The following is a 24,829-nucleotide window of genomic DNA, read 5'->3' as shown; positions in this document are numbered from 1 at the left end:
TTTTCACGCATGAGGGAGCCGTTACGGGCTGCCCGCACGTACGATTATCGGCCAGATGTCTTCCGGCCTGACCACCCTGAAAGGGGGCGTATGCGATACTTCGGACATCTCACTTCTGGCCTCAGAGGTGAACTGTTCCACCGCGAGCCGCAGGAGTTCACCGCCGACTCGCCTGCCCACACGCTCGCTGTCGCCCTGGGGGCCACGCTCTACAGTCCGGCCACCCGGCCCAGGCTCGCCGACGACATCCGCAAGCAGGCCGCCCACGGCGTGGTGTCCATGGTGCTGTGCCTGGAGGACTCCATCGACGACCGGGATGTCGTCGCAGGTGAGGCCAATCTGGTCCGGCAGTTCGCCGACCTCGCCGGCCGGCCGGACGCGGCCGGCGGCATTCCGCTGCTCTTCATCCGGGTCCGCACCCCCGAGCAGATCACGGATCTGGTGGACCGGCTCGGCGCCGGCGCGGCGCTGCTGTCCGGATTCGTACTGCCGAAGTTCACCGAGGAGAGCGGCGTCCCCTTCCTGGAGGCGCTCACCCGCGCCGAGGCCGCCTGCGGCCGCCGGCTCTTCGCCATGCCCGTGCTGGAATCGCCGCAGCTGCTGCACCTGGAGACCCGGGTGGAGACGCTCAGCGGCATCTCCAGGACCGTCGACAAATACCGCGACCGGATCCTGGCGCTCCGGCTCGGCGTCACCGACTTCTGCGCCTCCTACGGGCTGCGCCGCGCGCCCGCCATGACCGCGTACGACGTGCAGATCGTGGCGTCCGTCATCGCCGACGTGGTGAATGTCTTCGGCCGCGCCGACGGCACCGGGTTCACCGTGAGCGGGCCGGTCTGGGAGTACTTCCGCCACCACGAGCGGATGTTCAAGCCGCAACTGCGGCGCAGCCCCTTCACCCCCGAGGCCGAGGACCTGCGCGAGGAGCTGCTGGCCCGCGACATGGACGGGCTGCTGCGCGAGATCGAACTGGACCGGGCCAACGGCCTCCAGGGCAAGACCTGTATCCATCCGACCCATGTGCCGGTGGTGCACGCGCTGAACGTGGTCACGCACGAGGAATTCAGCGACGCGGCCGACATCCTGCACGAGGACCGCAGCGGCGGGGGCGTACTGCGGTCGTCGTACACCAACAAGATGAACGAGGTGAAGCCGCACCGCGCCTGGGCGGAGCGGACGCTGCGGCGGGCCGAGGTCTTCGGTGTCGCCCGCGAGGACATCGGCTTCGTGGAGCTGCTGGCGGCGAGTCTGCCGGCCTCGTGACGACGGCCGCACCGGCCTTCTCCCGCCCGCTCCTCGCCGGTGCGGCTCCCCGACGCCTCGGACGCCCCTATCCCGCCCGGCCCCGCCCCCACGCCTGCCGCTGCCCCTGCCCCCACGTTTGCCCCCGCCCCACCCCACCCGACCCGGAACGAGGACAACCCGCTCTATGGCCTTCACGGCAACCAACGCCCCCTGGCCCGGCCAGTGGGTCGCCGACCGGCTGGGCGTCGCCCTGCACGGCGACGGCCTGCACGACCTGATCGGCCTGGCGCTGCGGCGCAACCCCAAGCGGGCCCACCTGCTCGTCTCGCAGGTGCTCGGCAAGCATGTGCCGCAGCGTCCCGACACCGTCTACGGCCATGCCCACCGGCTCGGTGAGCGGGTCGGGGAGCTGCTCGGACCGGTGGCGGACCGGGCCGTGGTGCTCGGTTACGCCGAGACCGCGACCGGGCTCGGGCACGCCGTCGCCGACGGCATCGGCCGCGTGCCGTACCTCCACTCGACCCGCCGGCCGGTCCCCGGTGTCGCCCCGGCCGGCGGCTTCGAGGAGGAGCACAGCCACGCCACCGGCCATCTCCTCCTCCCCGAGGACCCGGCGCTCCTCGCCGGCGACGGCCCGCTCGTCCTCGTCGACGACGAGTTCTCCACCGGCCGTACCATCCGCAACACCATCCACGACCTCCATGAGCGGCACCCGCGGTCCCACTACGTGATCGTCGCCCTCACCGACATGCGCTCCCCGGCCGACCACGCCGCCCTCGCCGCGTTCGGCGGCGCGCTCGGCGCCCGGATCGATGTCGTGGCACTGGCCAGCGGGACGGTCACGCTTCCGCCCGGCGTGCTGGAGAAGGGCCAGGCACTGGTGGCCGCGCACGCTCCCGGGCCGGCCGCGCCCGCACCGGCGCCGCCCGCCGGGCCCGAGGTGCCCCACCGGAAGGTCGACCTCGGCTGGCCGGCCGGTGTCCCGGACGGGGGCCGGCACGGCTTTCTGCCCGCCCACCGCGAGCGGCTCGAAGCGGCCCTGCCCGCCATGGGCCGGCGCCTCGCCGACGCGCTGCCCCGCGGCAGCCGCCGGACCACCGGCTCCGGCCGTGTCCCGCGCGTCCTCGTGCTGGGCAACGAGGAGCTGATGTACGCGCCCCTGCGCCTCGCCCAGGCCCTCCAGGACACGCTGACCGCCGAGGCGGGGCCGGGGGCGGCCGCCGAGGTGCGGTATTCGACCACGACCCGCTCGCCGGTGCTGGCCGTGGACGATCCCGGGTATGCCATCAGGGACCGGATCGTCTTCCCGGCCCACGACGAGCCCGGCGACGAGGGGCCACCGGAGCGGTACGCGTACAACCTGAGGGGGTTCGACGCGGTGGTGTGTGTGGTGGACTCCGTCGGGGACACCGAAGCGCTGTACCGGACCGACGGCCTGGTGGGCCGGGTGGCCGGGCTCACGGACACGGTGCTGGTCGCCGTCGTGCCGTCCCATCGACCCAACGCCCGACCGAACGCCCGACCGAACGGAAGCACCCGCACGATGAGCCGGACCGTGAACCGCCCGCTGCCGGAGCCCCTGCGGGGGCCCGCCTTCTCCTCGTACGCGCCCGACGAGGTGGGCTGGCTGCTCAAGGACCTCTCCGCGATCGAGCTCGAAGCGCCGACCGAGGAGCGGGAGGAGGCCATCCAGAGCGGTGGCGCCCACTACGCCGAATCGCTGCCGGTGGAATACCAGCCGACCCCGGAGTACCAGCGGCTCTTCCGCGCCGCGCTGGCCGGCTCGGCGGCCCGGATCGCCCGCGCCGTCGGCAGCGTCACCGAACTCGTGCTGGCCGAACGCGGCCCCGGCGCCGTACTGGTCTCGCTGGCCCGGGCCGGCACCCCCGTCGGCGTCCTGATGCGCCGCTGGGCGCTGCACGCGCACGGCCTCGACCTGCCGCACTACGCCGTGTCCATCGTCCGCGGCCGCGGCATCGACGCCAACGCGCTGCGCTGGCTCGCCGCCCACCACAACCCGGCCGACGCGGTGTTCGTCGACGGCTGGACCGGCAAGGGCGCGATCACCAGGGAACTCGCGGACGCCGTGGCGGAGTTCGAGGGCTTCAACCCGGACATCGCGGTGCTCGCCGACCCCGGCGGCTGCGTCTCCACCTACGGCACCCGGGACGACTTCCTGATCCCCTCCGCCTGCCTCAACTCCACCGTCTCCGGGCTGATCTCCCGCACCGTGCTGAACGCGGACCTGATCGGCCCGGACGACTTCCACGGCGCGAAGTTCTACCGCGAACTGCTCGACGCCGATGTCTCCGGGCTCTTCCTCGACACCGTCTCCGCCGAGTTCGGCGCGGTCGCCGACGGTGTCGCCGAGGACGTCAAGTCACTTCGGTCCCAGGACCGTTCACCGACCTGGGCCGGCTGGCGGGCGGTCGAGCGGATCAGCGCGGAGTACGGCATCCACGATGTGAACCTGGTCAAGCCGGGGGTCGGCGAGACCACCCGGGTGCTGCTGCGCCGGGTGCCGTGGAAGATCCTCGCCCAGCGCGGGGCCGGCGCCGACCTGGACCATGTGCGGCTGCTCGCCGCCCAGCGCGGCGTCCCCGTCGAGGAGGCCGACGGCCTGCCGTACTCCTGCGTCGGACTGATCCACCCCCGCTACACCCGTGGCGCGACCGGTACCGACGGCAAGGCGGTAGGCAGCAAGTGACCAAGGCCACCCACCCCACCACGAGCCGCGTCCTGGTCGCCAGCGACCTGGACCGCACCCTGATCTACTCCACCGCGGCCCTCGCCCTCACCATGCCCGACGAGCAGGCGCCACGGCTGCTCTGCGTCGAGGTGCACGAGGCGAAGCCGCTGTCGTTCATGACCGAGGCGGCCGGCCGGCTGCTGACCGAACTCGCCGACACCGCGCGGTTCGTGCCCGCCACCACCCGCACCCGCAAGCAGTACCGCAGGATCAGCTTGCCCGGCCGCCCGCCGCGCTACGCGATCTGCGCCAACGGCGGCCACCTGCTGGTGGACGGCCACACCGACCACGACTGGAACACCGAGATACGCCGCCGGCTCGCCGAGGGCTCCGCGCCACTCGAGGAGATCAGGGCGCATCTCGCCGCCACCGCCGACCCCGCCTGGCTGCGCAAGGAGCGCATCGCCGAGGAACACTTCGCCTACCTGGTGGTGGACCGCGAACGGCTGCCGGCCGGCTGGGTGAAGGAACTCGCCGAGTGGGCGGCCCCGTTGGGCTGGACGGTCTCCCTCCAGGGCCGCAAGATCTACGCCGTGCCGAAGCCGCTCAGCAAGAGCGCGGCCCTCGCCGAGGTGGTGCGCCGCACCGGCGCCCAGGAGGTCCTGGCGGCGGGCGACTCGCTGCTCGACGCCGACCTGCTGACCGCCGCGGACACCGGCTGGACCCCCGGCCACGGCGAACTCGCCGACACCGGCTGGACCGCACCCCACATCACCGCGCTCGACACGGTGGGGGTCGCCGCGGGCGAGGAGATTCTGCGCCGCATGCTGGTCCGCACCGCGGGGGAGGATCTGGCCGCCTGACCCGCCACCCCGGCCGTCCCGGTGCGGCGTTGCCGTCAGGCCGCGTCGTCGGGGCGGCCCGGGGTGATGACACGGGTGCAGTGGGCCCGGGTCGCCTCGACCCGGCGGGCGTTGGGGCGTTCGCTCGCCGTGATGAACGCGCGGGCCTCCTCCTCGGAGCGGCCGCCGCGCAGATGGCGCCGCAGCAGACGCCGCTCCCGCAGCCGGCGGGGCGCGTCCACATACCAGAGTTCGTCCAGCAGGTCGCGGACCTGCTCCCAGCCGGGGCCGTCGTCGGCGAGGTAATTGCCCTCGGTGACGACGAGCGCGGTCCGTGCGGGCACCACGAGCGAGGCGGCGACCGGTTCCTCCAGCCGGCGGTCGAAGTCGGGGGCGTAGACCGGGCGTTCGTGTTCGGCCCGGAGCCGGCGCAGCAGGTGCACATAGCCGTCCACGTCGAAGGTCTCCGGCGCGCCCTTGCGGTCGCGCAGCCCCAGCCGGTCGAGCTGGGCGTTGGAGAGGTGGAAACCGTCCATCGGCACATAGGCGGCGGTTTCGGCGCCCAGGCGTTCGTTCACCCCCGTCACCAGCCGTCTGGCCAGCGTCGACTTGCCCGCGGCCGGCGCACCCACCAGCCCCAGCAGCGCCCTCCTGCCTGGGATGCTGGGGACCAGGGCGACCACGTCATCGACGAGCATTCCGTCAGCGTAGGTCAGGCCTCAGCCATCCACACGGGAGCAGACGGTGCACGAAACGAAGAACCCGCCCCTCACACCCGAGCTGTACACATACGTCCTGGACCACAATCCGCCGCTGGACGCGGTGCAGCGGGAGCTGGTCGAGACCACCCGGCGCGAGCTGCCGGACGCGGCCGGGCTCCAGACCGCCGAGGAGCAGGGTCCGCTGCTGGCCTTCCTGGTCCGGCTGACCGGCGCGCGGCAGATCGTGGAGGTCGGCACGTTCACCGGCTTCTCCACCCTCGCCATGGCGCAGGCGCTGCCCGCCGACGGCCGGCTCATCGCCTGCGACCTCTCCGAGGAGTGGACGGCGGTGGGCCGCCGGGCCTGGGCCAAGGCGGGGGTCGCCGACCGCGTCGACCTGCGGATCGCGCCCGCGCTCGACACGCTGCGGGCGCTGCCGGACGGACCGTGGATCGACCTGGCCTTCCTCGACGCGGACAAGGAGACGTACATCGCCTACTGGGAGGAGCTGGTGCCGAGGCTGCGCCCCGGCGGCCTGCTCGTCGTCGACAACACCCTCTTCCACGGCCGGGTCACCGACCCGGCGGCCGGCGGCGGCGCGGCGGCGATCCGGGCGTTCAACGAGCACGTCCGGGCGGACGAGCGGGTGGACGACGTCCTGCTCACCGTGGCCGACGGCCTGACCCTGGCCCGCCGCCGCGGGTAGCCCGCCCGGCAGCGGTTGAGCGCGCCGAAGCGCCGGCCCGGTGCGGGCGCCGTCAGAGGTTGGCGTAGCCCGGGATGCCGGCCTTGACGCGTTCCAGTTCGCGGGCCTCGGAGATGCCCTGCGGGTCGTACCGAGGGGTGTAAGGGGCTTCGAGGCGGTGGGTCTCGTCGTCGGTGAGGTCGAGATCGAGCGATGCGACGGCCTCGTCGATCTGCTGGATCGTGCGGGCGCCGACGAGCGGGGCGGCGACGACGGGGTTGCGGCGCAGCCAGGCCAGGGCGACCTGGGCGCGGGTGACGCCGCGGGCGTCGGCGATGGCGCCGACCTCGTCGATGATGGCCCGGTCGCCGTCGGCGCCGGCCTGGTACAGGGTGTCGGCGTAGGCGCCGTCGGTGGCGGCGCGCGCGCCCGCGTTCGCCTGCTCGAAGGCGCGGGCGAGGCGGCCGCGGGCCAGCGGGCTCCACACCACGGTGGCGACGCCCTCGTCGGCGCAGAGCGGCAGCATCTCCCGCTCCTCCTCACGGGCGAGGAGGTTGTAATGGTCCTCCATGGTGACGAAGCGGGCCCAGCCGTTGCGCTCCTGGAGGTGGAGGAGCTTGGCGAACTGCCAGGCGTGCATCGAAGACGCGCCCAGATAGCGGGCCTTGCCGGACCTCACCACGTCGTCCAGTGCCTCAAGGGTCTCTTCGAACGGCGTGTCGTTGTCCAGCCGGTGGATCATGTACACATCGACATAGTCGGTGCCCAGGCGGCGCAGGCTGTTGTCGATCTCGGACATGATCGCCTTGCGCGACAGCCCGCCGCCGTTGGGGCTGCCGGGTCGCATCGCGTGGCGGACCTTGGTGGTGACGACGACGTCGTCGCGGCGCGCGAAGTCCTTCAGCGCACGGCCGAGGATCTCCTCGCTGGAACCGTAGGAGTACAGGTTGGCGGTGTCGAAGAAGTTGATGCCCGATTCGAGGGCGTGCTTGATCAGTGGACGGCTGGCCTCCTCGTCGAGCGACCAGACCGGGTGGCCCCGGTCGGGTTCGCCGTACGTCATGGCTCCGATGGCGACGGGGGACACGTCGAGGCCGGTCCGGCCCAGCTTGATGTAGCGCATGGCGGGGCTCCTACAATAGGCGTCGGGAAGAAAACGGAGAAGTCTCCGGCTGGCAGTGAAACGCTAACGGAGAGTTCTCCGTATCGCAAATGCCAGATCACCGCGGACCAGGAGGACGCCATGCCCGACGCAGTGCCGCAGCGCTCTGACGCGCTGAAGAACCGCGCGGTGATCCTTCAGGTCGCCCACGACGCGCTCGCCGAGTCCCCCGACGCCTCACTCAACTCGATCGCCAAGCGCGCGGGCGTCGGCCCGGGCACGCTCTACCGGCACTTCCCGACCCGCGAGGCGTTGATCCTGGAGGTCCACCGCCACGACACGGAGCGCCTCGTCGCCTCGGTACCGGACGTGCTCGCGGCGCATCCCCCCCTGGACGCGCTGCGACGATGGTTCATCACCCTCGCCGGCTATGTGCGGATCAAGCACGGCCTGGGCGAAGCGCTGCACTCCGCAGCCGCGCAAGAGGTCGTCAGCGCCTCCTGGCCCCCGGTGACCGCGGCGGTCAAGCAGCTCCTGGACGCCTGTGAACGCGCCGGCGAAGTGCGCCCCGGCGTCGACCCGGTCGACGTCATCATGCTCATGAGCTGCCTGTGGCGCACCTCCGACACCGCCGCCGGCGCCGCCCAGGCCGACCGTCTCCTTGAGCTGGCGATCGACGGATTCCGCCCGTAGCCCCGGGTGGGCCGGGTGGGGGACGAGGCCGCGGGGGCGCGCGGGGGGCTCGGGGTGGGGGATACGCTGAGGGCATGCCTCGCTATGAGTACCGCTGCAAGTCCTGTGGCGCCACTTTTGAAATGCGCCGCCCGATGGCACAGGCCAACGCGCCCGCGCCCTGCCCGCAGGGGCACGGCGACACGGTCAAGCTGCTCTCGACCGTCTCGGTGGGGTCCTCCGCCGGTTCCGCGTCGGCCCCCGCGCCGGCGGGTGGCGGTGGCGGAGGCGGCGGCTGCTGCGGGGGCGGCTGCTGCGGCTGACGCCGTACGTATCAGGGTCAGCGCCCCGCCGCGCGGTCCTCGCGGATGTTGGTGACCACGCGGTGGGCCGTCTCACGGACCGCCGCCGTCTCGGTGAGGAACGCCCAGTAGTCGGGGTGGCGGCCCTCCAGCGCGGCCACCGCGTGGTCCAGCCGAGCCACCGCCTCGTCCAGCGGGCGGGCGTGGCGCGGCTCCGGCGTGCTGCGCCCCTGCATCGCCAGCCGCTGCGCGTCCCTGATGGCGAACCTGGTCTTCTCCACCTCGGCCTTCGGGTCCTTGCTGACCTCGTTGAGCCGCCGCAGCCGGTCACCGGCCGCGCCCACCGCCCCGTCGACGTCGTCCATCAGCGTCCGTACGGCGGCCAGTTGGGCGCTCGCGTCCGCCCAGCGCTGCTCGGCCCGCGCCCGGCGCGCCTCGGCCAGCGCCTCCTCGGCCTGGCGGACCGCCTGTCCCGCCTGCTCGGGCACATGCTGCAAGTCCTGCCAGCACGCCACCGAGAACCGCCGCCGCAGCTCGCTGAGGACCGGGGTGACCCCCTCCGCCCGGTTCGCCAGCGCCTGCACCCTGGTGCGCAGCGACACCAGCCGCTTGTCCGTCTCGGCGGCCTGATCGGGCAGCCGCTCGGCCGCCGCCCGGACCGCCTCCGCCTCGCGCCGTACGTCGTCGGCGCGCCGTACGGTCTCGGTGACACCGTGCTTGGCCGCGCCCTCGTTGAGCTTGGTCAGCTCCGGGCCGAGCGCGGCGAGCCGCGCCGCCAGGTCGTCCGCCGTCAGCCCGGCCGCCCGTACGGCGTCCAGCGCGCCGGTGGCCGCGACCAATGACTGCTTGGCCGCCTCGCGGGCGGGCGCCAGCCGGGCGAGCTGGTTCTCGGCCTTGCCGAGCAGCGGGGCGAGGCCCGACTCGAAGCGGTCCAGCTCCTGCCTGGCCTTCACCAGCTCGTCCTTGGCCCGGGTCAGCTCGTCGCGGGCCCGGGCCGCAGTGGCGGGGTCCAGCTCCACCCGGTCCAGGTCGTGCGCGTCGACGGCGGCGATGTACACCCCGCTGACCTGGTCGATCCGCTCGCCCAGGGTCCGGAAGCCGGCCAGCGCGCGGCGGGCCTCGGGGGAGTCGTCCACGGCCGAGATGGTCTCTATCGAGATCTCCAGGCCGCGCTGGGCCGTGTCCAGCTCGTAGAAGGCCTGGCCGGCCGCGTCCTTGGCCGCCTGTGCCTCCGCACGCAGGTTGTTGTCGCCGCGCCGCCACCACGAACGTGCCGTCGTCACAGTGACACTCTCTCCCCGCGCTCGGCGTAGACCCCCTGAGGCCCTCGACCGCTCCATCTTCCCACCCGGCCGCACCGAACACATCGCCCGGCCGTTCGAGGGATGGTTGCTGACCAGCCCCCGGAGCAAGGTACCCTGTGACGTCGCAACTCCCGGGCGTGTAGCTCAGCGGTAGAGCGCCGCCCTTACAAGGCGGATGTCGGCGGTTCGAAACCGTCCACGCCCACAGGTTTTTGTCTGTGCCCCCGGAACAACAGCGGCGCTGCGCACTTTTGCGGGCCGGGTGGGCCCCCGCTCGGGGCGGTTCGGTTGGATACGGGGTGCGGGCCGGCTGTGGCTGGTCGCGCAGTTCCTCGCGCCCCTGATGGGGGCGCTCACCCTGAGGCGAAAGCGGAACCGGGACCGGTGGGGTGGTTCGGTTGGGTGCGGGGTGCGGGGCGGCCACCGAAGGGCACCCGGGTCGGGTAAATGGTGACGGGTTTGGTCGTGGATTCACCCAATCAGGGGAATGGCTGGATCGACCCGGGCGGGTTTCGCGGTGGGTGCTGACCATGAACGGATGAGCACTCAGTGGGGTAAGCACACCCGCTTATGGGCGGCACTCGCCGTCACCGTCATGGCGACGGGATCCTGGGGGCTCGGCGCGTCGGCTTCCGCCACGTCCCGGGCCCCCTGTTCGCCGCCGCGGCACACTGTCCGCGTCCTTGGTGTACCCGGCGCACCAGGCGTCCCCGGGCACCAAGGACCCGCCTGCGGGTCGTCCGCCGACCGGCCGCCGCGATCCGGGCCCGGCTCCGGGCCGCGGCCCGCGCCCGGACCGTCGGCACCGGCGGCCGAGCCGTCCCCGGAACCGTCGACCGGACCCGGGCACACCGCCGCCCCGAGCGATCCACCGACCTCGGCGCCAGCCGTCGGGCCGACACAGCCCGCCGGACCCGGCGCCCCCATATCCCCGAGCACCTCCGTATCGGCCAGCCCCGTACCGCCGGAGAACGCGACCCCCTCGGCCGCCCCGGACGATCCCGGCCATGATCACCCCTCGACCGACGAACCCCGCCCGGCCCCGGCCCCGGTAGCGCCCGAGCGGAACCCCGGCGCTCCCGGCCACGGCAGTGGGCATGCACCCGGCTCAGGACATCACCCCCACCCCCCGTGGCCCGGGCGGCCCGGCCACGGCCACTGGCCTGGATTTCCGTGGTCGCACGGCGGCGGTCATCCACCCGGATGGTGCGTGCCCTGCCCATGGGACTGGTCCTGGGGCTGGTCCTCGGGCTGGGAATGGTCGCACCACCACCCACCCGGCTGGTGGCACTGGCATTGCGTAAAGCCGCCCCCACCGCCCCCACCGCCCCCGCCTCCACCCACCACACCCCCGCCGAGCCCCACCCCCACTCCGACGCCCACTCCCACCGTCACCCCGACCCCGACCCCCACCCCGACTGTGACGACGCCCCCACCGCCCCCCACCCCGAAGCCCAAGCCCGCACCCCCGGCGGCAGCCGTACCCCCACCCCCGCCGCCACCACCACCCGCACCACCCCCGCCGCCGGCCCCGACACCCCCACCCGCACCCAGCCTCAGCCCGCCGCCCGTGCCGACGGCCGTGCACTGGCCGGTGCACCGGCCCAAACCGACCACCGCGCCCACCCCGCACCGCCGGGCGCTGACGCTGACGATGCTGCTCACCACCGTGCCCGCGCTGCTGGCCGTGGCGGTGCTGCGACCCGGCTCCAGGACCTACCGCAGAAACAACTAGCCCACAGCAAGGGGGATTTCGATGTCGCAGTGGGTGGCACTGCTCATCGCCATGGCCGCGATCGGCGCCGTGGTGGTCAGCGTGGTCGTACTCAGGCAGCGCAGGATCACCGATGACGACGACCCGTCGGAGACGCCGGACGTCATCGAGTACATGGTGATGATGATCGGCGTGGTCTACGCGATCGTCCTCGGTCTGGCCATCGCCGGTGTCTGGGAGGGCCGTGGCTCGGCGCAGGCCGACGCCCTGGCGGAGGCGCAGGCGCTGCACGAGGTGAAGGCCCGGGTACAGGTGTATCCGCCGGCCGTACGGGACAAGGTCCGCGCGGACGTGGACGCGTACGCTTCCTTCGTCGCGAACCAGGAGTTCTCCTACATGAGGCAGCATTCCGAGCTCTCGCCCCGCGGCACGGTTCTGCTCGACCAGGTGCGGACCGACGTCACGGAGTTCGATCCGAAGAACGATCTGGCCGCGCAGGCGTATCAGCCGGTGGTGGACGAGGTGGCCGCGGTCGACCAGGCCCGGCAGGCCCGCGGGCAGAACGCCGGGGCGACGATGCCCGGCATGGTCTGGTTCGGTCTGATCGCCGGCGCGCTGGTGACGGTCGGCCTCATCTTCACCCTCCAGATCAGACGGTCACCGAGGGAGCTGCTGCTGGCCGGCCTCTTCAGCGCGCTGATCGCCTTCCTGCTCTTCCTGATCTGGGATCTGGACGCGCCCTTCGGAGCCGGCCTCGCCGTCTCGTCGGACGTCTTCCGCCAAGTGGTCCTCGGCACCTGACGAGTGCTCCTGAACAGGGCTCCTGAACAGGGGCCCTGACCGGGGCTCCTGTCAGGGCACCGGCGTCGGGTTCTCGTCGAACAGAGCGGACCGGTGAAGAGCGGTGCCCCTGCCCGATCGGGCAGGGGCACCGCTCTTCATCCTCGGGTCAGTGCCAGTTGGCGACGTTGACGTTCTCCAGGACGCCCAGCGCGTCCGGGACCAGGACCGCCGCCGAGAAGTAGGTGCTCACCAGGTAGCTGATGATCGCCTTCTCGTCAATGCCCATGAACCGGACATTGAGCCCCGGCTCGAACTCGTCGGGCAGACCGGTCTGGTTGAGGCCGATGACGCCCTGGTTGTCCTCGCCGGTACGGATGGCGATGATCGAGCTGGTGCGGGCGGCGCTGATCGGGATCTTGTTGCAGCTCAGCAGCGGGACACCGCGCCAGGCCGGCACGGTGGAGCCGAGCACTTCCACGGGGTCGGGGTAGAGGCCGAGCCGGGTGCACTCGCGGCCGAAGGCGGCGATGGCCCGCGGGTGCGCGAGGAGATAACGGGTGCCGCGGCGGCGGCTGATCAGCTCGTCCAGGTCGTCGGGCAGCGGCGGACCGGCGTGCGGCTGGATCCGCTGGTCGTACTCGGCGTTGCTGAGCAGCCCGAACTCGGCGTTGTTGATCAGCTCGTTCTCCTGACGCTCGCGGAGCGCCTCGACGGTGAGCTTGAGCTGCTGCTCGGTCTGGTTCATCGGTTCGTTGTAGAGGTCGGCGACCCGGCTGTGGATCCGCAGCACGGTCTGCGCGACGCTGAGCTCGTACTCGCGGGGCTTGACCTCGTAGTCGACAAAGGTGCCGGGCAGTTCGGCCTCGCCGTGGTGGCCGGAGGCCAGCTCGATCTCGGCCTCACCGCGCTTGTTGGCGCGCTGCCGGGGGAGCGAGCGATACGCGTCCAGGTGGCCGCGCAGCTCCGCGGACCGCTCCAGCAGCGACTCCACCTCCTCGCGCGGCAGGGCGAGCACGGTGGTGGCGGCGCCGGCCTTGGCGGTGAAATCCCAGGTGCCGTCGCCGCTGAGCAGCGCGCCCTCGCCGAAGTGGTCGCCGTCGGCGAGGACGCCCAGCCGGGTCTGCTCGCCGTACGACCCCTCGCCGAGCTTCTCGACCTTGCCGTGGGCGATGAGGAAGACGGTGTCGGCCGGCTGGCCGGCCTCGGCGAGCACATCCCCCGCCGCGTACTCCCGCTGGACGAAACGATCCGCCAGCGCGGTGAGCGAGGCGTTGTCCTTGAACGACCGCAGAGCCGCGATCTCGCCCAACTCCTGCGGGATGACCCGGACCTCGGACCCGGTCTTCACAAAGGTGACCCGGCCGTCGCCCACCGCGTAACTCAACCGGCGGTTCACCCGGTAGGTACCGGCGTTGACCTGGACCCAGGGCAGCACCCGCAGCAGCCAGCGGGACGAGATGCCCTGCATCTGCGGGGTGGACTTGGTGGTGGTCGCCAGATTGCGAGCGGCGGCCGTGTCCAGGCTCGTACGCGGCTGGCCGCTCTGCGGTGCGCCTTGTGCGGTGTCCTGGCCCGCATCAACCGACATGGGCTGTCCTTCCCGTAAGGAGGTGATTCGGCCCTCATTCTTTCCGTGACGTTGGGTGCTGCCTATTGCCGGAACGAGTGAGATTACTTTCCGAAATACCGGTAAGTGCGGCGATCCAGCCGTGCCGTACAGCGCGCCGGTCACGAAGTGACCTCGACTCGAACCCGTGTGCGTCGAAGGCCGGTTGGTGGGCAACCGATCGTTGACAGGGCGCCGCCGGCGTCCACAGGTCACCGTCGAACCGCCGCCGACCCGCGGCGGCCGTTGTCAGGGAGAGTTCACATGCTGGCTGCCGTGGGCGCCGTCATATTCGCCATCGCGTATCTGCTCAACGTCACCAACACCCACACGGACGCGGCTTTCACGCCGTTCAGCCTGATGGTCGCCGGGCTCTGCTTCGTCGCCCTGCACCTGGCCGGGGTCGGCACCGGGTGGTCCTACGGCAGCAGAACCCGTCGTCGTCGCTGACCGCGGCACCCGTACACGGGGGCCCGGACGGACCCCGGCGGCCCCACAGCGGGGTCAGAGCGCTTCGAGCGCCTCGACGACCGGACCGCGGTCCGCCGGCGCCGCGGGTCCGGGAATCGTCACCGGAACGGTCGGGATCGGGAAGGCGGCCGGCGCCGCCTTCCGCTCCCGCCGGAAGATGTACGCGGCGAAAGCGCCCGCGCCGAGCAGCGCGGCCACCGACATCGCGGTGCCGAGCCAGCTCGCGCCGAGCCACTTGCCGCCGATCCAGCCGAGACCGACGCTGTACGTCGCCCAGCAGACACCGGCCAGCGCCGACCAGGGGAGGAATTCCCCGGGGCGGCGCCGCGCCGCGCCCGCACCCAGGCTGACCAGACTGCGGCCGGCCGGTGCGAAGCGGGCCAGCACCACGAACGCGCCACCGCCACCGACCAGTACCTGGCCGAGGCGTTCGTGCGCGGAGGCGAGCTTGCGGGAGTTGGCCAGCCGGCGGTCGAACCAGTCGCCGCCGCGCCAGGCGAGCCGATAGGCCAGCACGTCACCCAGGCAGGAGGCGGTGGCCGCGCAGCCCAGCAGCGCGAAGACATCGACCAGGCCGTCACCCGCGCCGGAGGACCCGGCGGTGGCGGCGCTGATCACCAACACCCCGCTCGGGAGCACCGGGACGAAGACATCGAGCAGCACGGAGAGGGCGACGACCAGGTAGATCCATGGCCAGTCGAAAAGGGAGCCCATGCCGTGCAGCACCGCGCCTCCTCGTCCTTCGCCCGTTCCCAGCGCGTCAGTTGTGCCTTGTGCCCGACGTGCTCTGAGGTTCTTTGTCGATAGTTCTTTGTCGATTTTTATCGGTGCTCTGCCGTACGCTGTCGCCTCCGCCGCCGAAGCTCCCGGAGCCCGTGGATACCCCGCTGATCTGCGGGTTCGTCCAGGGTGCCGGTGCCGCGCCGACGCCGGCGGATCTTCATCCACCGTCAGCCGTACAGGCTACGCCAGTAGCCGCTTCCGGTTCCGTCGAGGACGCGTGACGTAGGAGACAATCACGGCGTTATTACGACGGGAATACTTTCGTCCGAAGGGTCCCGGGCACGTTTGCGCTGGCCACAGCGGTCGAGCCGGCGCCGCGGGGTGCCGGGCCCTCCGCTCCCCTCGGCCGGGCGGCCGGTTGCGCACAACTGCTTCACACCCGCCCCCGCCCGCCGCTGTCGTCGGACCCCTCCCGTAGACTCTTCGCAGCAGAAGGGGAGTAGCTCTTCGCCGGACCGTCGACATACTGCTCGGGCCGTTCACCCACTCCGCGACCGTGGTCGCGGACGACGGACGGACCGGGCCGGCGCCCGGAGGCGGCAGGAGACCGGAGACGGTCGGCCGCCAGCGAGACCTTCGGCCGCAGTGTTCCGACGCTGCCGTGCCGAAGCGACCCCGCGTTCACCGTGGTTCTCCGGTACGGCTGCCCCGACCGATCGAGGACCTTCCCCGTGTTCAGTCTCTCCGTGCTCGCCGTCGTCTTCGGCGTGATCTTCCTGGCCGAACTCCCCGACAAGACCGCGGTGGCGGGGCTTGTCCTCGGCACCCGCTACCGGGCCTCCTACGTCTTCTGCGGGATGGCCGCCGCCTTCGCCGTCCATGTCGCCCTGGCCATCGCCGCGGGCAGCCTGCTGACCCTGCTGCCGCACCGCGTGGTGCAGGCGGTCGTCGGGGTGCTGTTCCTGGCCGGCGCGGCGATGCTGCTCTTCTCGCACGGCGACGAGGAGGAGGGGAAGCTACGGGCGCCCGCCGACCAGAGCTTCGGGAAGGTCGCGGCGACCGGCTTCACGCTGATCCTGGTCGCGGAGTTCGGCGACCTGACACAGATCCTCACCGCCAATCTGGCCGCCCGCTACGGCGAGCCGGTGCCGGTCGCCATAGGCGCGGTGCTGGCTCTCTGGGCGGTCGGGGCGCTGAGCGTCTTCGGCGGACAGTTCCTGATGAAGCGGGTGCCGCTGGCGCTGATCACCAGGATCGCGGCCGTGGTGATGGTGGTGCTGGCCGGGATCAGCCTCGCCGAGGCGATCGCGGGCTGATCCGCCCGGCGGACGGCCCCGAGGACGGCCCGGCGGGCAGGCTTACGCCCAGGTGGTCCGGCGTACGATCCGGCGGCTGGTCCGGCTGGTCCGGCTGGTCCGGCTGGTCCGGCTGGTCCGGCTGGTCCGGCTGGTCCGGCCGGCCCGTCAGCCCGTCGTGATCAGCAGGCCGCCGCCCGGGGCGGCTTCCACCCGGACCGCTTCGAGAGAGGCGACATGGGCGTCGGGCCGGTGCGCGAGAGCGCGCGGGCCGACGCCCACCACCCGCATCCCGGCGGCTCGGCCGGCCGCGATGCCGACCTCCGCGTCCTCGAAGACCAGGCACTCCTCAGGGGTGAAGCCCAGTTCGGCGGCGCCCTTGAGGAAGCCCTCGGGGTCGGGTTTGCTGGCGCCGACCCGCTCGGCGGTGACCAGCACCGGCGGCAGCGGCAGCCCGGCGGCGCCCATCCGGGTCCTGGCCAGAGCGTCGTTCGCGGACGTGACCAGGGCGTGCGGCAGCCCGGCCAGCGCGGCCAGGAAGGCCGGGGCGCCCGGCACCGGCACGACCCCGTCGACGTCGGCGGTCTCCTCGGCGAGCAGCAGCGCGTTCTCCGCGCGGTTCTCCGCCGCCGGACGGTCCGGGAGCAGCGCGGCCATGGTGGCGTGGCCCTGCCTGCCGTGCACGACCTTCAGTACGGCGGCGGGATCCAGGTCGTGCCGCAGCGCCCAGCGGGTCCAGCAGCGTTCCACCACCGCGTCGGAGTTCACCAGAGTGCCGTCCATGTCGAGCAGCAGAGCGCGGGCGGTGAACACGGACGGCATGGGGCTCCATTCGCAAGGGCCGGCCAAGAAAGATACGCAAGTACGCAGGTACGCAGTGGCCCCGCCAGCCGGTCAGGGGAGGCGGGCGGAGCCACTTTGTTTCTTTACGGTACAAAATCTTTCCGCGTTCCGCCACCCCCCTGGGCGTTCGGGATGGCCGGGACGTGGCTCCACGGCCGGCGGACTCACCCGCCGCGCGGCGGGTCGACGTACTGGAGCAGCCCCCAGGTGAAGTGCGCGATCGTCCGGCCGGGGGCGCGCGGGACGGTCAGCGAGAGCACCGACCGGCTGGGGGCGTCCGGCGGCAGCGGGGCGGCCGGCGGGAAGGCGCGGGCGGCGTCGTCCACCGTGCACGACCACGGCGTCAGGTCGTCGGCGGTCCGCAGCACGGGCGCCGGGGCCCCGGGGGCCCGGACCAGCCACTCGTTCCAGACCGCCGTGCCGCCAGGCGAGCAGAGCACCTCGAAGCGCAGGTCGGGCCAGAGCGGCAGCGGCCACAGCAGCGCCTCGCAGGTCAGGTCGCCGACCTTCTGCTCCCGGACCGACTCCGGCGGCCCGAGCGCCGTACGGTAGCGCCGCGCGCCGCCGGGAAACGTCCGCGAGTGCAGCCGCGCCTGCCAGCGTTTGTGCGCGTCCCGCAGTTCGGCATGGCTCGATCCGAGGTCCCGGAGGGCGTCGTCGACCAGTTCTGGCTGGTGGTCGGCCATCCGCCGCAGCAGCACGAGCTGGAAGTGTTCGAGGCCGAAGCGGTCAGGAGCCATCCGCCGATCGTAGGCCGCCCCGGTCGTCCCGGCCGGCGCGGGCAGCTCCGGGGCGGTCGGCGCCGTGGCCCGCGGATCGGGGCCCTGCGGACCGGGGCCGGGCCGCCGTACGGAGCGGGGCCCGGCCGTACGGATCGGAGCGGCGCGGCTCAGCGGTGGTGGTGCCCGGTGGCCCGGGCCAGGGCGGCGCGGGTGGCCGGTCCGCAGGTGCCCAGCGTGTCGTGGACGTGGTGCCAGAGCTGGAAGGCGGTGACGGCCAACTGGACGTTCCGGTCGAACACGCCGTCCTGGGAGCCCCGGTAGACATGGACCTCGGTGAGGCCGCGCTGGAGGTCGGCGACCGCCGGACCGACGTCGCCGAGCCGCAGTACGGCCTCGTCGGCGGGCGCGATGGGCTGCTTGGGCGGCGTCGAGCTCTGGACGGGTGTCGGGGTGGTGACCGGAGTGCTTCCGGCGGGCCCTGAGGGGTCAGTGGGATCCGAGGGACTGGCGGGGTCGGTCGAGTCCGCGGACGGTGTCGTCGGCGGGGCGGTCACCGAGGCCGAGGGGACGGGTGCGCCGGACAGCAGGGTCGAGGTGACCGTCGGGGTGGCGGCGGGGGCCGGCGAGTCGGTCGGCGTGGGGGAGTTGGCGAGGATGCCGGGCGCCTGCCGGGTGACGGGGGGCGCCACGTGCGCGGTCGCGGGCGAGGAGTCGTGCGGGAGCTTCACATCGGGCATCGACGCGTTCAGGTCGGGCAGCGACTGGTCTCTCGTCGGCTGCTCGTTGCCCATCACCTGCCCGGTCACCGCCACCGCGCCGGCCGCCAGCGCGGACGCGGCCACCGTCACCGCGGCCACCACGACACCGCGTCTGCGCCGCCGGTGCCGGCCCCGGATGACCACCGGCTCCATGGCGGGCGGCTCGTCCGGGGCGTATCCGGCGCCGGAGTACCCGGAGTACCCGGAGTACCCGGAGTACACCGAGGGGAAGAGGCCCAGATCCTGGGTGGTGGGCTCCGGCCCGGCCGCCGTGATCAGGGCCTTCACGGTCGTCTCGCCGGGGTCGCCGCCCGGCTCCGCGACATCGACGTACGGGCGCATCCGCAGTTGGTGGAAGCCCTCGGTCGCGGCGAGGGCGGCGGCCCGTTCCGCCGAGCGCTCGGCGGCGCGTATCTCGACTTCTTCCCCGGCGGCTTCCGGCAGGGCGTCCGCGCCGCCGCCGGAGCCGGCGTCCGCACCGGCCCGGTCCGCGGGGTCGGTGCCGTCCGTACGACCGGGACCGTTCGAACCGGGCACGCCGCTCGTATCGGCGGCCCCGGCCGTATCGTCCGCGCCGCCCGGACCGCCGTCCGGGTCACCGTCCGCCACCGCGGTCTGGCCCGTACCGGCCCCGTCACCTGCCGTGCCGCTGCCCCCGCTGCCCTCGCTGCCCGTTTCCGGGTTCGCCCGCGCTCCGAGCGGCTGCGGCTCGGCCCCTTGCTCCTGCTGCTGCGACGCCATTGGGTCCCCTCCCCGCCGTCGTTGGTGCGCCGGCAAAGGCCCGGCCGACTACTCGCCGATTATGCCGATCCCCCGCGCCCTCGCACACCCGTGCCCCCAGACGGGGGCGCCACTCTGGCCAAGATCACATCCCATAACCGTACAAACAGTGCGAATATGAGGTTCTGGCCGTCGGGGGACGACGGGAGGAGCCTTCATGGCCCAGGGCACCACGGCGACCGCGGGGCCGCCGTCGGCGGAGCCGGGCGGGCGGCAGGACCGGCGGGCGGTGCGGATCGCGGTCGGCGCGCTCGCCCTCGGACTGCTGCTCGCGGCGCTCGACCAGACCATCGTGTCCACCGCGCTGCCCACCATCGTCAGTGAACTCGGCGGCATCAACCACCTCTCCTGGGTGGTCACCGCCTACCTGCTGGCCTCCACCGCCGCGACCCCGCTGTGGGGGAAACTCGGCGACCTGTACGGCAGGAAGCGCCTCTTCCAGACCGTCATCGTGATCTTCCTGATCGGCTCCGCGCTGTGCGGGATCTCGCAGAACCTCAGCGAGTTGATCGCCTTCCGGGCCCTCCAGGGCCTGGGTGGCGGCGGGTTGATCGCGCTGTCCATGGCCATCGTCGGCGACATCGTGCCGCCCCGGGACCGGGGCCGCTACCAGGGCGTTTTCGGGGCGGTGTTCGGCGCGAGCAGTGTGCTCGGGCCGCTGCTGGGCGGGGTGTTCACCGAACAGCTCTCCTGGCGCTGGGTCTTCTACGTCAACCTGCCGATCGGCGTCATCGCGCTCGCCGTGATCGCCGCCGTCCTGCACATCCCGGTCCGCCGCACCGCGCACCGTATCGACTACGCCGGCATGGCGGTGATCGCGGCCGCCGCGACCTGCCTGGTGCTGGTGACCTCGCTCGGCGGCACCACACTGGCCTGGGGCTCGGCCGGCATCATCGGTCTCGCCGCGGCCGGGGTCGCGCTGGTGGCCGCCTTCGTGGTGATCGAGCGCCGCGCGGAGGAACCCGTGCTCGCGCCGCGGCTCTTCCGCAACCGCACCTTCGTGCTCTGCTCGGCGATGTCCTTCATCGTCGGCTTCGCGATGTTCGGCGCGCTGACCTTCCTGCCGACCTTCCTCCAGATCGTGCACGGCTACTCGCCGACGCTCTCCGGCGTCCACATCATCCCCATGGTCGTCGGCCTGCTGATCTCCTCCATCGGCTCCGGGCAGATCGTCAGCCGTACCGGCCACTACAAGGTCTTCCCGGTCGCCGGCACCGCCGTCACCGTGGTCGGGCTGCTCCTGCTGCACCAGCTCGACGAGCACACCTCCACCCTGGTGACGAGCCTGTTCCTGCTGGTGTTCGGGCTGGGCCTCGGGCTGATCATGCAGGTGCTGGTGCTCGCCGTGCAGAACTCGGTCGGCTACCAGGACCTCGGCTCCGCCACCTCGGGCACCACCTTCTTCCGCTCGATCGGGGCGTCCTTCGGGGTGTCCATCTTCGGCACGATCTTCGCCTCCCAGCTCGCCGACAAGCTGCGCACGGCGCTGCGCGGGCTGCCGCTGCCACCGGGCTTCAACCCGTCCCAGCCGCAGGCCAACCCCAACTCCATCGCCCGGCTGCCGCCCGGCATCAAGGTCCCGGTGCTGCACGCCTTCTCCACCTCGATCACCACGGTCTTCCTGTGGGCCTCGCCGGTGGCGTTCGCCGGCTTCGTGCTCTCGCTGTTCCTGAGGGAACAGCCGCTGCGGGGGTCGGTCACGGTGCCCGAGGGCGGGGAGACGGTGGGCGCCAACCCGGTCGAACGCTCCTCCCTCGACGAGATCGCCCGCTGTCTGTCGCTGCTGGGCAGCCGGGAGGCCCGCCGCGACCTCTACACCCGCATCACCCGGATGTCCGGGCTCGACATCCATCCGGCGACCAGTTGGCTGCTGCTGCGGCTGGCCCACGGCAGCGCGGTCGACCCGGCCCGGGCCACCGCCAGGACGAGTGTGTCCGCCGCCGTCATCGAGAAGGCCGAGACGCAAGCCGAGGCACGCGGCTGGGCCGCGCGGGCCGGTGACCACCTCACCCTGACCGTCGCCGGCCGGGCCACGGCCGACCGGCTCACCGAGGCCCGCCGCTCGGTCCTCGCCGAGCTGCTCGGCGACTGGGATCCCGACGGGCACGACGAACTCGCGGCGCTGGTTGTCAAGTTGAGCAAGGAGCTGTGCGGGGGCGATGCGGATCAGCCGGAGGGGCGCGTCCGCCGGGCGGGGGAGAGCGGCGCCTCCTCCTGAGCCGTCCCGTGCCGTTCCGTGCCGTCCTGAGCCGTCCCGGGCCCGTCGGCGCGCGCCCTGGCAGCGGGCGTCCGGTGGCTTCGCCGCATATCGGAAGGCATATCGGAACACGGCGGGTGTTTGGGGTGGCAAGCAGCGGCAAGTCGACTGGCATGAGTGGAGAGACGGGAGGCACGTCATGTCCACAGGAGCGATAATCGCCGTCATCGTGGCGGTAGTTGTGGTGATCGCGATCGTCGCGGCGGTGACGATGATGCGCGGTGGCACCGGAGGCGCCGGACTGAAGCGGCGTTTCGGACCGGAGTACGAGCGGACGCTCGCCCGGCACGACGGGGACGACAAGGCGACGCGCCAGGAGCTGTCCGAGCGCGTCAAGCGGTACGGAGACCTGGCGGCTGAGCCGGCCACCGCTGAGCAGCGGGAGCGGTACGGACAGCGCTGGGCGGAGATCCAGGCGAAGTTCGTGGACGAGCCCGGGCAGGCGCTCGCCGACGCGGACCGGCTGATCGGTGAGGTCGCGGCCGAACGCGGCTTCCCGGCCGCCGACTCGCCTGAGCACTTCGACGCGCTGTCCGTGCACCACCCGCACCAGGTGCAGGGTTACCGCCAGGCCCACGAGCTCGCCGGGCACGCCGCGGCGGGCGGCCGTCGGGCCACCGAGGACATGCGGCAGGCCCTGGTCTCCGCGCGGGCGCTCTTCGACGAGATGCTGCGGGGCACCGGGACGTCGTCCCGCACGGCGGACCGCGACCCGGCCGTCGCCACGACGACGGTCCCGCCGGCACCCGCTCCCGTCGAGGAACCGCCGACCGCCGGTGCTGAACCGGCCACGGCCGAGCGCGTCCCCGACTCCCAGGCAGCGGTCGACACCGCCAAGCGCGACGACGGCGCCGTCCGTACCGATGGCACCGACGGCACCGTTGCCGGCGACGGCACCGACGGTGAGCAGGAACACCACCGTCCGCTGTCCGGCCGCCTCGGCGCTCTGACCGGTTCGCGGCGCGGCCACACCACCGACGACGAGAGCTGATTCCGCACCCCCACGTCCGCCGCGTGCCCCGCGCACGCCAGGACGGCCGCACGCACGTGACGAGCAGGTATTCGAGGAGACGAAGACGATGAACTTCCCCAACCGCACGCGGACAGAAGATCGCGCCGACCCGAGCGCCACGGAGGCGCCGGACGCCAAGAACGGCACGACCGGCGACACGACCGGCGACACGCCGAGGGACAGCGCGACGAGCGACGCCACCACCACCGACGCCACGACGGACGGCATGCCCGAGCGTTCCAACGGGGAGCGAGCGGGCAGCCGGTCGGGCACCTCCGCCGGCACCGACCGCAAGGCCACCGGCCGCACCACCTCGGCGAACACCGCCGACTCGCAGCGGTCGGCCACCACGCCGGGCACCACGTCAGCCACCACGTCCGCCACCCCGGGCACTTCCGGCCGGGACGGCGACCTCGGGACGGACTCGAAGCGGCAGCGTGGGGACTCCGTGGCCCGTACGGACACCGTCGCCTCGCCGGTCGTACCCGCGGCCACCACTGACCGCACGTCGGACACGTCCAGCACGTCCAACACGTCGAGCATCTCCAAGGCCGCGGGTACCACCGACCGCAAGGACACCGCCGACACCACGGGCCGCAAGGACACCGTCGGCTCGCCGGCCAGTGACGGCCACGAGTCGGTGCTGGTGGCGGGCAGCGAGGCCCACGCGGTGGAGAACGGCAACCGCGCCAAGGCGGGAGCCGGCACGGACACGACGGACGCACACGGCGCCAGGGACAGCCGGGACGCCAAGGACGCGAAGGGCGCCACGGACGCGAAGAGCGCCACGGACGTCAAGGGTTCGAGCTCCGAGGACATCGACCAGCTCAACCGCCGGATGGAACGCGCGGTTGGCGGCTTCGTGGACGACCCCCGTCGCGCGGTGCGCGAGGCGGACGACGTACTCGACGAGGCGGTCCGCCGGCTGACCCGGATGGTCGAGGAGCGCCGCGACTCGCTCCGCCAGAGCTGGCACGGCGACAACGGGGACAAGACGGGTACGGAGGAGCTGCGGGTGGCCCTCACCCGCTACCGCGACATGACCCAGGAGCTCCTCAACGTCGGCTGACCGGCAGGCCGGACGAGCCGGCCGCCCGACGGACCGCAGGACCGTCGGACATGACGGGCCGACAGCTCATCGGCGTCCGGTCGATCCTTCCCCACACCCCAGCCCGCAGGCGACCCGCCTGCGGGCTGCCGTGTCTCCCGCGCCGCCCGTTCAGCTCCTCGGGTGGCTGACCTTGAGGCCCTGGATGAAGTGGGCCAGCGCCTTGGGGGTGGTGGTCAGCACCACGGCGGGGTCGTCGCTCTCGCGGAGCAGGACCGCGCCCCGGTAGGCGGCCAGCTCGACGCACTCGCCCTGTTCCTGGGAGTACGTGGACTTCTGCCAAATCAGGGACGCGGTCATGGGAGAAGGCCTTTCAGAGGTCTTGGGAGATGGTGTGGATGAAGTCACGCGACCGCGACCGGTCCAGCGCCACCGCGCCGAGGGTGTCGTAGAGGATGCGGTAGTTGGCGAGGTGGGGCGCCGCGTGCAGGAAGCTGATGCCGTGGGCGGAGTCGATCTGCACCGTGTCGAGCGGCCGCACCGGACCGCTCGCGTAGAGCATCGCGTGTCCGGACCCGATATGCCCGTCCGCCGCGAAGGGGATCACCCGGACGCTTATCTGCGGCAGGTGGCTGAGCTCCTGGATGTGCTCCAACTGGGAACGGGCGACCTTTCCGCCGCCGAACCGCATCCGCAGCGCGGCCTCGTGGACCAGCGCCTCGTAGGGTGGTGCGGCGTCCCGGTAGAGCACGCCCGAGCGTTCGAGCCGGTGCGCCACCCGCGCCTCCAGCTCGTTCTCGGGCAGCGGGGGTATCGCGTAGCCGAAGACCGTACGGGTGTAGTCCTCGGTCTGGAAGACCCCGGGGATGTGGGTGATCTGAATCGTACGCAGATGGGTCGCGTGGTGTTCGAGCTCCGCCACGTCGAGCAGGGACGCGGGTACGACGCCGCGGTACGCCTCCCACCAGCCTTTGCGGCCTTGGCCGTTGGCCATCGCGACGAGTGCGTCGATGAGGGCGGTGTCGCCGCATTCGTAGAAGGCGGCCAGCCGTCTTAACCGCTCCTCGCTGACGCCGAGCCGGCCCGCCTCGATGTGACTCACCTTTGCCGGGTCGGTGCCGAGCAGCCGCGCGGTGTCCCGGGCGGTGGTGCCCGCGGCCTCCCGCATCTTCCGTAGCTCCGCACCGAGGCGCTCCTGACGGGCGGTTGCGGTGCTTCTCAGCGGCATGGTGTCCCTTCTTGATGCTGATTCCGAGTGTGCCGTTCCGCTTGCGC

General features: G+C 72.5%; 23 protein-coding genes and 1 tRNA gene. 14 read left to right on the top strand and 10 right to left on the bottom strand.

From position 1 onward, the window contains the following. The first annotated feature begins 90 nt into the window (after positions 1-90). The 3 genes from OG519_RS09105 to OG519_RS09095 all read left to right on the top strand — a co-directional run bounded on the left by OG519_RS09105 (position 91) and on the right by OG519_RS09095 (position 4,797). Positions 91-1,263, top strand: coding sequence for an HpcH/HpaI aldolase/citrate lyase family protein (locus OG519_RS09105; protein WP_405581027.1), 1,173 nt, complete (start codon positions 91-93; stop codon positions 1,261-1,263). 166 nt (positions 1,264-1,429) lie between these two features. Next, on the top strand, positions 1,430-3,952 hold the full coding sequence (locus tag OG519_RS09100) for a phosphoribosyltransferase (protein ID WP_405581024.1): 2,523 nt from the start codon (positions 1,430-1,432) through the stop codon (positions 3,950-3,952). Beyond that, positions 3,949-4,797 carry an HAD family hydrolase gene (locus OG519_RS09095; protein ID WP_405581021.1) on the top strand — a complete coding sequence of 283 codons (849 nt, stop codon included), beginning with the start codon at positions 3,949-3,951 and terminating at the stop codon, positions 4,795-4,797. The genes OG519_RS09100 and OG519_RS09095 overlap by 4 nt, the downstream gene beginning before the upstream one ends. Positions 4,798-4,832: 35 nt before the next feature. Here the strand turns inward: OG519_RS09095 and OG519_RS09090 are convergent, their stop codons facing one another. After that, on the bottom strand, positions 4,833-5,474 hold the full coding sequence (locus tag OG519_RS09090; protein ID WP_405581019.1) for a nucleoside/nucleotide kinase family protein: 642 nt from the start codon (positions 5,472-5,474) through the stop codon (positions 4,833-4,835). 46 nt (positions 5,475-5,520) lie between these two features. On the opposite strand from OG519_RS09090, the gene OG519_RS09085 reads away from it, so the two are divergent. Continuing rightward, positions 5,521-6,183 carry an O-methyltransferase gene (locus OG519_RS09085; protein WP_405581016.1) on the top strand — a complete coding sequence of 221 codons (663 nt, stop codon included), beginning with the start codon at positions 5,521-5,523 and terminating at the stop codon, positions 6,181-6,183. A gap of 52 nt (positions 6,184-6,235) precedes the next feature. On the opposite strand, the gene OG519_RS09080 is transcribed toward OG519_RS09085, so the two are convergent. After that, positions 6,236-7,285 (bottom strand): aldo/keto reductase, encoded by a 1,050-nt coding sequence (locus tag OG519_RS09080; protein ID WP_405581013.1) that lies wholly within the window; start codon positions 7,283-7,285, stop codon positions 6,236-6,238. Positions 7,286-7,405: 120 nt separating this feature from the next. Here OG519_RS09080 and OG519_RS09075 point away from each other — a divergent pair, with 120 nt between their 5' ends. Both OG519_RS09075 and OG519_RS09070 read left to right on the top strand, forming a co-directional pair. Continuing rightward, positions 7,406-7,957 (top strand): TetR/AcrR family transcriptional regulator, encoded by a 552-nt coding sequence (locus OG519_RS09075; RefSeq protein WP_405581011.1) that lies wholly within the window; start codon positions 7,406-7,408, stop codon positions 7,955-7,957. A 74-nt stretch (positions 7,958-8,031) separates the two neighbouring features. Next, positions 8,032-8,259, top strand: a complete 228-nt coding sequence (locus tag OG519_RS09070; RefSeq protein WP_405581008.1) for a zinc ribbon domain-containing protein — start codon at positions 8,032-8,034, stop codon at positions 8,257-8,259. Between the two features lie 17 nt (positions 8,260-8,276). On the opposite strand, the gene OG519_RS09065 is transcribed toward OG519_RS09070, so the two are convergent. Beyond that, a complete protein-coding gene (locus OG519_RS09065) occupies positions 8,277-9,521 on the bottom strand; it encodes a hypothetical protein (RefSeq protein ID WP_405581006.1) in 1,245 nt (414 codons plus the stop codon). 154 nt (positions 9,522-9,675) lie between these two features. Here OG519_RS09065 and OG519_RS09060 point away from each other — a divergent pair. The 3 genes from OG519_RS09060 (at position 9,676) to OG519_RS09050 (ending at position 12,057) form a co-directional block, all read left to right on the top strand. After that, positions 9,676-9,747: transfer RNA gene (locus OG519_RS09060), tRNA-Val, on the top strand. 1,365 nt (positions 9,748-11,112) lie between these two features. Continuing rightward, positions 11,113-11,277 carry a hypothetical protein gene (locus tag OG519_RS09055; RefSeq protein ID WP_405581003.1) on the top strand — a complete coding sequence of 55 codons (165 nt, stop codon included), beginning with the start codon at positions 11,113-11,115 and terminating at the stop codon, positions 11,275-11,277. 21 nt (positions 11,278-11,298) lie between these two features. After that, entirely contained in the window at positions 11,299-12,057 is a 759-nt protein-coding gene (locus OG519_RS09050) for a DUF4239 domain-containing protein (protein ID WP_405581000.1), read from the top strand. Between the two features lie 148 nt (positions 12,058-12,205). On the opposite strand, the gene OG519_RS09045 is transcribed toward OG519_RS09050, so the two are convergent. Further along, entirely contained in the window at positions 12,206-13,627 is a 1,422-nt protein-coding gene (locus OG519_RS09045) for a family 2B encapsulin nanocompartment shell protein (protein ID WP_405580997.1), read from the bottom strand. Positions 13,628-13,909: 282 nt separating this feature from the next. Between OG519_RS09045 and OG519_RS09040 the strand changes: the two genes are divergently transcribed. Then, on the top strand, positions 13,910-14,095 hold the full coding sequence (locus OG519_RS09040) for a hypothetical protein (protein WP_405580994.1): 186 nt from the start codon (positions 13,910-13,912) through the stop codon (positions 14,093-14,095). Positions 14,096-14,149: 54 nt separating this feature from the next. Here the strand turns inward: OG519_RS09040 and OG519_RS09035 are convergent, their stop codons facing one another. After that, positions 14,150-14,842, bottom strand: coding sequence for a DedA family protein (locus OG519_RS09035; RefSeq protein WP_405580992.1), 693 nt, complete (start codon positions 14,840-14,842; stop codon positions 14,150-14,152). Between the two features lie 728 nt (positions 14,843-15,570). Between OG519_RS09035 and OG519_RS09030 the strand changes: the two genes are divergently transcribed. Next, the gene (locus OG519_RS09030) at positions 15,571-16,155 is read left to right on the top strand and encodes a TMEM165/GDT1 family protein (protein WP_405580989.1); all 585 of its coding nucleotides are present in this window, start codon (positions 15,571-15,573) and stop codon (positions 16,153-16,155) included. Between the two features lie 147 nt (positions 16,156-16,302). Here the strand turns inward: OG519_RS09030 and OG519_RS09025 are convergent, their stop codons facing one another. From OG519_RS09025 to OG519_RS09015, 3 genes are all read right to left on the bottom strand, one after another. Then, the gene (locus tag OG519_RS09025; RefSeq protein WP_405580986.1) at positions 16,303-16,956 is read right to left on the bottom strand and encodes an HAD-IA family hydrolase; all 654 of its coding nucleotides are present in this window, start codon (positions 16,954-16,956) and stop codon (positions 16,303-16,305) included. A 185-nt stretch (positions 16,957-17,141) separates the two neighbouring features. Further along, on the bottom strand, positions 17,142-17,717 hold the full coding sequence (locus OG519_RS09020; RefSeq protein WP_405580983.1) for a hypothetical protein: 576 nt from the start codon (positions 17,715-17,717) through the stop codon (positions 17,142-17,144). Positions 17,718-17,866: 149 nt separating this feature from the next. Beyond that, positions 17,867-19,198, bottom strand: coding sequence for a peptidoglycan-binding protein (locus OG519_RS09015; RefSeq protein WP_405580980.1), 1,332 nt, complete (start codon positions 19,196-19,198; stop codon positions 17,867-17,869). A 196-nt stretch (positions 19,199-19,394) separates the two neighbouring features. Between OG519_RS09015 and OG519_RS09010 the strand changes: the two genes are divergently transcribed. The 3 genes from OG519_RS09010 (at position 19,395) to OG519_RS09000 (ending at position 23,575) form a co-directional block, all read left to right on the top strand. Continuing rightward, positions 19,395-21,455 carry a DHA2 family efflux MFS transporter permease subunit gene (locus OG519_RS09010; RefSeq protein WP_405580977.1) on the top strand — a complete coding sequence of 687 codons (2,061 nt, stop codon included), beginning with the start codon at positions 19,395-19,397 and terminating at the stop codon, positions 21,453-21,455. A gap of 178 nt (positions 21,456-21,633) precedes the next feature. Further along, complete coding sequence (locus OG519_RS09005; RefSeq protein WP_405580974.1) at positions 21,634-22,485, top strand: hypothetical protein; 852 nt, start codon at positions 21,634-21,636, stop codon at positions 22,483-22,485. 88 nt (positions 22,486-22,573) lie between these two features. After that, positions 22,574-23,575: a hypothetical protein gene (locus tag OG519_RS09000; protein WP_405580971.1), complete on the top strand. Its 1,002-nt coding sequence runs from the start codon at positions 22,574-22,576 to the stop codon at positions 23,573-23,575. Between the two features lie 150 nt (positions 23,576-23,725). On the opposite strand, the gene OG519_RS08995 is transcribed toward OG519_RS09000, so the two are convergent. Together OG519_RS08995 and OG519_RS08990 are read right to left on the bottom strand one after the other, a co-directional pair. After that, positions 23,726-23,914 (bottom strand): DUF397 domain-containing protein, encoded by a 189-nt coding sequence (locus OG519_RS08995; protein ID WP_405580968.1) that lies wholly within the window; start codon positions 23,912-23,914, stop codon positions 23,726-23,728. A 13-nt stretch (positions 23,915-23,927) separates the two neighbouring features. Continuing rightward, positions 23,928-24,782, bottom strand: a complete 855-nt coding sequence (locus OG519_RS08990; RefSeq protein WP_405580965.1) for a helix-turn-helix domain-containing protein — start codon at positions 24,780-24,782, stop codon at positions 23,928-23,930. Positions 24,783-24,829: the final 47 nt, after the last annotated feature.

Origin of the sequence: Streptomyces sp. NBC_01190, from assembly GCF_045039895.1 — a bacterium.
Lineage (GTDB): Bacteria > Actinomycetota > Actinomycetes > Streptomycetales > Streptomycetaceae > Actinacidiphila.
Note: the sequence above shows the minus strand (reverse complement) of the source record. Positions and strands in the feature narration are given on the sequence as shown.

Coding starts and splice junctions, on each gene's coding strand:
- OG519_RS09045 (WP_405580997.1), bottom strand. CDS start 13,627: ATGTCGGTTGATGCGGGCCAGGACACCGCACAAGGCGCACCGCAGAGC.
- OG519_RS09070 (WP_405581008.1), top strand. CDS start 8,032: ATGCCTCGCTATGAGTACCGCTGCAAGTCCTGTGGCGCCACTTTTGAA.
- OG519_RS09040 (WP_405580994.1), top strand. CDS start 13,910: ATGCTGGCTGCCGTGGGCGCCGTCATATTCGCCATCGCGTATCTGCTC.
- OG519_RS09100 (WP_405581024.1), top strand. CDS start 1,430: ATGGCCTTCACGGCAACCAACGCCCCCTGGCCCGGCCAGTGGGTCGCC.
- OG519_RS09000 (WP_405580971.1), top strand. CDS start 22,574: ATGAACTTCCCCAACCGCACGCGGACAGAAGATCGCGCCGACCCGAGC.
- OG519_RS09050 (WP_405581000.1), top strand. CDS start 11,299: ATGTCGCAGTGGGTGGCACTGCTCATCGCCATGGCCGCGATCGGCGCC.
- OG519_RS09015 (WP_405580980.1), bottom strand. CDS start 19,198: ATGGCGTCGCAGCAGCAGGAGCAAGGGGCCGAGCCGCAGCCGCTCGGA.
- OG519_RS09005 (WP_405580974.1), top strand. CDS start 21,634: ATGTCCACAGGAGCGATAATCGCCGTCATCGTGGCGGTAGTTGTGGTG.
- OG519_RS09075 (WP_405581011.1), top strand. CDS start 7,406: ATGCCCGACGCAGTGCCGCAGCGCTCTGACGCGCTGAAGAACCGCGCG.
- OG519_RS08990 (WP_405580965.1), bottom strand. CDS start 24,782: ATGCCGCTGAGAAGCACCGCAACCGCCCGTCAGGAGCGCCTCGGTGCG.
- OG519_RS09025 (WP_405580986.1), bottom strand. CDS start 16,956: ATGCCGTCCGTGTTCACCGCCCGCGCTCTGCTGCTCGACATGGACGGC.
- OG519_RS09020 (WP_405580983.1), bottom strand. CDS start 17,717: ATGGCTCCTGACCGCTTCGGCCTCGAACACTTCCAGCTCGTGCTGCTG.
- OG519_RS09090 (WP_405581019.1), bottom strand. CDS start 5,474: ATGCTCGTCGATGACGTGGTCGCCCTGGTCCCCAGCATCCCAGGCAGG.
- OG519_RS09010 (WP_405580977.1), top strand. CDS start 19,395: ATGGCCCAGGGCACCACGGCGACCGCGGGGCCGCCGTCGGCGGAGCCG.
- OG519_RS08995 (WP_405580968.1), bottom strand. CDS start 23,914: ATGACCGCGTCCCTGATTTGGCAGAAGTCCACGTACTCCCAGGAACAG.
- OG519_RS09080 (WP_405581013.1), bottom strand. CDS start 7,285: ATGCGCTACATCAAGCTGGGCCGGACCGGCCTCGACGTGTCCCCCGTC.
- OG519_RS09105 (WP_405581027.1), top strand. CDS start 91: ATGCGATACTTCGGACATCTCACTTCTGGCCTCAGAGGTGAACTGTTC.